At 73.1% G+C, this 6,072-nt stretch carries 4 protein-coding genes; 1 reads left to right on the top strand and 3 read right to left on the bottom strand.

Annotated elements, in window-relative coordinates:
- Positions 1 to 59 precede the first annotated feature (59 nt).
- A complete protein-coding gene (locus tag ABT085_RS42810; protein ID WP_351621545.1) occupies positions 60 to 614 on the bottom strand; it encodes a GNAT family N-acetyltransferase in 555 nt (184 codons plus the stop codon).
- A complete protein-coding gene (locus ABT085_RS42815) occupies positions 611 to 1,783 on the bottom strand; it encodes a type III PLP-dependent enzyme (RefSeq protein WP_351621553.1) in 1,173 nt (390 codons plus the stop codon). The genes ABT085_RS42810 and ABT085_RS42815 overlap by 4 nt, the downstream gene beginning before the upstream one ends.
- 919 nt (positions 1,784 to 2,702) lie before the next feature.
- On the opposite strand from ABT085_RS42815, the gene ABT085_RS42820 reads away from it, so the two are divergent.
- Positions 2,703 to 3,872 (top strand): acyl-CoA dehydrogenase family protein, encoded by a 1,170-nt coding sequence (locus ABT085_RS42820; RefSeq protein ID WP_351621548.1) that lies wholly within the window; start codon positions 2,703 to 2,705, stop codon positions 3,870 to 3,872.
- Positions 3,873 to 4,020: 148 nt separating this feature from the next.
- Here the strand turns inward: ABT085_RS42820 and ABT085_RS42825 are convergent, their stop codons facing one another.
- Positions 4,021 to 5,961, bottom strand: a complete 1,941-nt coding sequence (locus ABT085_RS42825) for an ABC transporter ATP-binding protein (RefSeq protein ID WP_351621551.1) — start codon at positions 5,959 to 5,961, stop codon at positions 4,021 to 4,023.
- Positions 5,962 to 6,072: the final 111 nt, after the last annotated feature.

Raw genomic sequence — 6,072 nt, forward strand, 5'->3', positions numbered from 1 at the left:
GGTCGCCCGGGAGCCGCACGGAGTCCAGCGGGACGCGGCCCCGGAAGAGGACGGCTGCGTCAGCCCGCTTCGGCTCTCGGGCGGGACGTGGGAGCCGGATCGGTGGCGGCGAGTTCCAGTGGCTTGGCCATGTAGACCGCCTCGGCACCGTAACTCGCGGGCAGCCCGATCTCGGGCCGGGCGCGGTAGCCCAGCCGGGACCACAGCGTCTCGGAGCCGCGCACGGCGACCAGAGAGAGGGTCCGGTAGCGGGCCGCCCGCCCGGTCTCCTCCAGATGCCGCTGCATCCGGCGGGCCAGGCCCCGGCCCCGCGCCCGCTCGGCGATCGCCAGGTCGTGGGTGTGCAGGTTGCTGCCCCCGTTGCCCTGTGCCGCGTCCTCCTCGGCCAGGCTCAGGTCCGGGCAGCGGAACAGCGGATACGGCAGGGCGAGCAGGTAGCCGCCGAAGCCGCCCGCGTGCTCCAGCACGAAGCAGGTCGAGGGCGAGGCGCGGTGCCGGGAGCGCAGCGCCTCCCGCCCCTCGGACAGGCCGCTCGTGGCGTAGGCGCGTTCCTCCAGCGCGACCACCTCGTCCCAGTCCCCCTCCCGGAACAGCCGGATCCGGGTGTCCGTCATACGCCGCCTCCGTCCGGCCCGGGGCCGCCGACGCAGACGTACGGCAGCGGCGCGAAGCCGTTGAACCCCCGGGTCGAGTAGGCGGCGGCGTACGCGCCGCAGGAGTGGACCCACACCGGGTCGCCGGAGCCGATCGCGCGCGGGACCCGTACCGGGGCGTCCTCCTGGGCGTACGCGTCGTCGCTGTCGCAGGTCGGGCCGGCCACCACGGCGTCGACGAACTGCCCGCCGACGTGGGTGGGGAACTCCAGGCGGTACCGCAACTGGTCCATCTCGTAGAGGCCGTTGAACTTGCCGCAGCTCAGATAGAGCCAGTCCTCACGGGTGCCGTCGAGCCGGCGGCGGGAGGAGGACCGGGCGACATGGGCGCGGGTCGCGCCGTGGTCGGCGACCAGGTGGCGGCCGGGCTCCAGCAGGAAGTCCAGCGGGGCGGCGGCGACCGCGCGCAGCCGTTGCATGCCCTCGCGGATCACCACGAACATCTTGTCCAGCGGCGGTTCCAGCGGCAGGCCGCGCCGGTCGAGGACGCCGAGGGCGGGCAGTCCGCCGCCGAGGTTGATCCGGTCCGGGGTGATCCCGCGCCGGCCGAGCGCCTCCAGGACAGCGGCCAGCGAGTCGATCGCCGCTGCCCAGGCCTCGGCGGTCATCTGCTGGGAGCCGACGTGCACGGACAGGCCTGAGGGCACCAGCCCGGCGGTGCGGGCGGCTTCGAGCACCTGCGGGGCGTCCTCGGGCGAACAGCCGAACTTGCGGCCCAGGCCCCACAGCGCGCCCTCGCCGGTGGTCGCGATCCGGCAGAACACCCGTGACCCGGGGGCGTGTTCGGCGATCGCTGCGACGTCCTGCGGACAGTCGGTGGCGAAGTCGCGCACGCCCAGCCGGTGGGCCTCGGCGATGTTGCGGTCGAACTTGACGGTGTTGCCGTAGTGGATCAGCCCGGGGGCCACCCCGGTGCGCAGCGCCTGGGCGATCTCCTGCGGGCTCGCCGCGTCGAAGCCGGAGCCGAGCCGGGCGAGGTGGCCGAGCACCTCGTCCACCGGGCAGGCCTTCATCGCGAACCGGACGGCGACGCCGGGCAGTTCGGCGCACAGGGCGGTGTACTGGCGGGCGATGCCGTCCAGGTCGTAGACGATGACGTCCTCGACGGCGGCGGCGAGCGCGGCGCGCAGTGCACGGTGGTCGGGCCGACCGGAAAGGGGCGCGGTCGCCGCGTGCGCGGTGGTCGGTGCGGTCGGTGCGCAGTGGCCGGTTCTGCCGTGGTCGGCCGTCCGGCGCCGTTCGGCGCTCTGGGGCAGGTCGGTGGTCTGAGGCCTCACGTATGAACTCCCGGTCCGACTGGATGAACGATGCCAAGGGCTGGCTGGCACGCGTGAGATGGGACGAGGGAGTCCCGAGGCCGGCTGTCACGCGCCTGACCTGGACTCCCTCCCTGCCGCACTCTAGGCACTTCCGGGACCCGCTCCTGCTGTGCGTCCCGCGCGGCCCGCCCGCCGTGAACGGGTCGGTCCGGCGGGCGGGGCCCGCGGAGGAAGGCCGGCTCAAGGCGCCGCCGGGAAGTCGCGGCGGCGCCCTGTGCCACCGCTCGGCCTGCCGGACCACCCGAACGGCGGCGGGTGCGGGCCGCCGCGACCTTGACGATCAGTTGCCTCCGTATACCTCCGTACGCTGTCGAACGCATCTCGCGTCGCAGGCCGGTCGGGCAGACGGCCGGGCGGCAGGACCCATGAGCGGCGGCCTTACACGATCGAGGGTCGGCACGGGAAAGAGAACACAGACCGCCCAACAGCCCACTACACTCACCGAAACCGGCCGAAATCCCTTGAACCGCACCGCGGGCTCACCGGAAACCGGATTTCCGGGTGAGTGGTCCGCGGCCGAGTCCGGCCCGACCGGCTCGGCGATGTGATCGTCGCAGTGCTCGTCCCCGGCTGCGAGGGGTCACCGCCGAACGCCTTCGAGCGCTCCTGGCCGGCCGGAGATCGATACCCGCCCCAAGCGTTTCGGCGTCTGCCCGTGAAGAGCGCCTCGCGGTGCCTCGACGCGCAGATGTCTCCGAACGATGTTCCGCCCCGACCGCTGGAAGGTGCCATGAGCGCGCGTCGTCTGTTGCCGAACGAGGAGTCCCTCGACCTCATCAGACTGGTCCGGAAACTGGCGGCCGACGAACTCGCGCCGCGGGTGGACGCCGACGAGGCGGAGGAGGCGTTCCCGCGCGACGTCTTCAGGCTCCTCGGCAGCGTCGGCCTGCTCGGTCTGCCGTACCCCGAGGCGCACGGCGGCGGCGGTCTGTCCTACGAGGTGTATCTGCAGGTCGTCGAGGAGATCGCGGCCGTGTGGGCCTCGGTCGGCGTAGGTGTCTCCGTGCACGTGCTGTCGTGCTTCGGGCTGGCGACGACGGGTACCGAGGAGCAGAAGCGGCAGTGGCTGCCCGCGATGCTCGGCGGCGAACTGCTGGGCGCCTACTGCCTCTCGGAGCCGCACGCCGGCTCGGACCCGGCCGCGATGCGGACCCGGGCCCGCCGGGACGGCGATCACTACGTCCTGAACGGCGCGAAGGCCTGGACGACCCACGGCGGCCACGCGGACTACTACAAGGTCATGGCCCGCACCTCGGAACACCGCACGGGCATCTCGTGCTTCATGGTCCCGGCCGACACCGAGGGTCTCACCGCCGACGTGCCCGAACGGAAGATGGGCCTGACCGGGTCCACGACCACGACGATGGTGTTCCGGGACGTCCGCGTCCCCGTCGAGCGGCGCATCGGTGCCGAGGGCGACGGCCTGCGCATCGCTCTCGCGAGCCTGGATTCCGGCCGTCTCGGGATCGCGGCCGTCGCGGTCGGTCTCGCCCAGGGCGCTCTCGACCACGCGGTCGCCTACGCACGCGACCGGGAGACGTTCGGTTCACGCATCATCGACCACCAGGGAGTCGCGTTCCTGCTCGCCGACATGGAGGCCGCGGTCTTCTCGGCGCGGGCCGCGACCCTGCATGCCGCCCGGCTGAAGGACGCGGGGCTGCCGTTCAGCCGTGAGGCGTCGGTCGCCAAGCTCGTCGCGACCGACAACGCGATGCGGGTCACCACCGATGCGGTGCAGGTGCTGGGCGGGGTCGGCTACACGCGCGAGTTCCCGGTCGAGCGGTACATGCGTGAGGCCAAGGTGACGCAGATCTTCGAGGGCACGAACCAGATCCAGCGCCTGGTCATCGGCCGGTCGCTCGCCGGCTCCGACAGCGGTGACCTCACCCTGGCCCCCTGAGCCCGGCGCTCCCGACGGCGGCCGAGCCGGGCCGGCACGGACTCGGCCGCTCCCGCGGGTGGGGTGAGCACCCGGCTCCACCGGGCGGGCGTCCGACCGGCCCCGACCTCTCTGCCATCGCGGGGTCGGTGGGCGCGGCGGGTCGCGGTCAGGCGGCGAATTCGCCGGCCTGGAGCTGCCAGAGGGACGCGTAGAGTCCGTGCTGGGCGAGGAGTTCGTCATGGGTGCCCTGCTCGGCCACGACCCCGCCCTTGTCCATGACGTAGATCCGGTCGGCGTGGCGGACCGTGGAGAGCCGGTGGGCGATGATCAGCATCGTCCGGTCGGCCGCGAAGGCGCGCAGCGTGCGCTGGATGGCCGCCTCGGTCTCGTTGTCCACGGCGGAGGTGGCCTCGTCGAGGATCACGACCGGCGCGTCCTTGAGGATCGCGCGCGCCAGCGCGATCCGCTGCCGCTGCCCTCCGGAGAGCGCGGCGCCGCGTTCACCGATCACCGTCTCGTAGCCGTCCGGCAGCGTCGCGACGAAGGTGTGCGCCTCGGCCTTCATGGCCGCCTGGACCACGGCCTCGTCACAGGCGCCGAAGCTGCCGTACCGGATGTTGTCGGCGACGGTGCCGTCGAAGAGGAACGGGTCCTGGGCGACGAAGCCGATCGCGTGGCGCAGGTCGTGCCGCGACAGGTCGCGCACGTCCCGTCCGTCGAGCCGCACGCTGCCGAAGTCGGCGTCCTGGAAGCGCATCAGCAGCTTGGCGATCGTCGTCTTGCCGGAGCCGGTGGCACCGACGAGGGCGGTGACCCGGCCGGCGGGGACGGTCAGCGAGAGGTTCTCCAGCGCCGGCGGCCGATCGGGGTAGGCGAAGGTGACCCCGTCGAGGACGATCTCGCCTCGCACCTCCTCGGCGTCGAGCGCTCCGCCGGTGCCGTCGGTCTCGACGGGCAGGGCGTGCAGTCGCCGGACCCGGCCGTAGGAGGTGATCGTGCGCTGGTACTGGTCGACGATGCCGCCGAGCCGGTTCATCCGGACCATCACCATCTGGGGCAGTCCGATCAGCGGGCTGAACACCTGGAACGGCAGGCTGCCGTCGAGCACCGCCCGGCCGCCGATCAGCAGGGTGCCGGCCATCGAGCTGGTCGTGCAGAGCCGGACGATCTCGGCGTGGCGGATCGTGCTCCGGTCGGTGCGCCGGCTGCTGTCCTGGGCCTCCCCGCTCAGCCGGTCGATGCGCTCGGCCTCGTAGTCCTCGGTACAGAAGCTCTTGACGGTGGCGCCGGCCTCCAGTGTGTTCACCAGCTGGCTGTGCAGCCTGGCCCGGTCCTCACCGGAGACGGCGTAGTCGGCCGCGGCCTTGTCCTGGTAGTGGAACGACAGCCAGGCGATGACCGGGATGGGCAGGAACGCGATCCAGGCGACCTGCGGGGCCAGCCACAGGAACAGCGGCACCAGGAGGGCCAGACTGGTGCCCAGTTGCAGCAGGTCGTTGGCCGAGGTGGCGAAGAAGGTGCCCAGCTGACGGACGTCGTCGGTGAGCGCACCGGCGATCCGGGTGGTCCGCTCGCCCTCCAGGTGCCGTAGTTCGAGGTGCTGAACATGGGCGTACGTCCGGTTGCGCCAGTCGTGCTCGACGTCCTGGCCGAGCCGGCGCCACTGGAGGTTCGAGGAGTACGACAGGCCCGCCACGGCGGCACAGGCGACGGCCACCAGCCCTGTCAGGCCCCAGAGTTGAGCGGAAGCGGTGGTCAGACCGAAGCGGACGAGCGGGTCGGCCCGGCCCTTGATGAGAACCAGCGCGGTCCAGCCGAGAAAGGTGCCGAGCGCCATCTCCGAGACCTGGCAGGCGACCGACAGCGCGGACGCGCGGCACAGCCGCCGACGGTGCGGTCCCACGATCTCCAGCAGGGGGTGGCGTTCGGCGCTCGTCCCGGTCTGCTCCCGGGTCGCGTCGAGCGTTCTGCGCCATGCCTTCCGGACCACGACCCCGGTCGCCACCGCCACCGCGCCCAGCGCGACCAGTTGCTTGCCCAGCGACGCCCCGCGGAACAGGGCGAGGCCGGCCACCACCCCACCGCCGACGGCGAGCGCGGGGCCCACGACGCCTCGGTCCGTGCGCGGGGCCGTTGCGGCGGCGGGCTGCGCCGGGGCCGGGGGGCCGGCCCCCGCCCGGCCCCCCCCCCCCCCCCCGCCCGGCCCCCCCCCCCGCCC

The sequence above is a fragment of the Streptomyces sp. NPDC002265 genome (genome assembly GCF_040296125.1).
In the GTDB taxonomy this organism is placed as follows: Bacteria; Actinomycetota; Actinomycetes; order Streptomycetales; family Streptomycetaceae; genus Streptomyces.

Excerpts from the sequence above, each read along its gene's own strand:
- ABT085_RS42810 (WP_351621545.1), bottom strand. The coding sequence starts at position 614 with ATGACGGACACCCGGATCCGGCTGTTCCGGGAGGGGGACTGGGACGAG.
- ABT085_RS42820 (WP_351621548.1), top strand. The coding sequence starts at position 2,703 with ATGAGCGCGCGTCGTCTGTTGCCGAACGAGGAGTCCCTCGACCTCATC.